Origin of the sequence: Nguyenibacter vanlangensis (assembly GCF_013376155.1) — a bacterium.
Lineage (GTDB): Bacteria > Pseudomonadota > Alphaproteobacteria > Acetobacterales > Acetobacteraceae > Gluconacetobacter > Gluconacetobacter vanlangensis.
This window is the reverse complement of the sequence record NZ_JABXXP010001213.1, coordinates 1-581: the sequence shown is the minus strand read 5'-3', so window position 1 is coordinate 581 and position 581 is coordinate 1. Positions and strand designations below refer to the sequence as shown.

The window sequence follows — 581 nt, the reverse complement described above, 5'->3', positions numbered from 1 at the left end:
CGACGGGCTCGGCCTGGCGATGCTGCGGCTGGAGCATCGCGACGCGGTGCTGGAGGCCGACGGCCATGCGGTGCGTGCGCACCTGCCGCCATGGCTGAGCCTGCCGGAGGGGCAATAGCGGCCGGGTTCCGGCTGGACAAGGGCGGGCGGGTCCTGTCTGTTGCGTCCGGCAACCGCCCGTGCGTCGGCAATCGCCCGGTATCAGGAGTTTCGCCCATGACGACCCTTCCCTCGCCTGCCCCCGTGATCGACGACGCGGACCGGGCGCGGATGCTGGACGGCGTGCGTTTCGACGCCGACGGGCTGATCGCCGCCGTGGCGCAGCAGCATGATACCGGCGAGGTGCTGATGCTGGCCTGGATGACCCGCGAGGCGCTGGACGAGACGCTGCGGACCGGGCAGGTCTGCTATTATTCGCGCAGCCGCGCGGCGCTGTGGCGCAAGGGCGAGACGTCCGGCCAGGTGCAGCGCCTGGTGGAGGCCCGGCTGGATTGCGACCGCGACGCGGTGCTGCTGCTGGTCGAGCAGACCGGGGTGGCCTGCCATACCGGGCGGCGGAGCTGTTTCTTCAACGCCATGCG

Annotated in this window: 2 protein-coding genes; both read left to right on the top strand. The window is 71.6% G+C overall.

Annotation, left to right across the window (positions count from 1 at the left end; translation table 11 throughout):
- Positions 1–13: 13 nt before the first annotated feature.
- Positions 14–118: a hypothetical protein gene (locus HUK84_RS23880; protein WP_456306693.1), complete on the top strand. Its 105-nt coding sequence runs from the start codon at positions 14–16 to the stop codon at positions 116–118.
- Between the two features lie 98 nt (positions 119–216).
- Positions 217–581: phosphoribosyl-AMP cyclohydrolase (gene hisI, locus HUK84_RS22180; RefSeq protein ID WP_176642039.1), on the top strand; the 365-nt coding region annotated here is incomplete at its 3' end.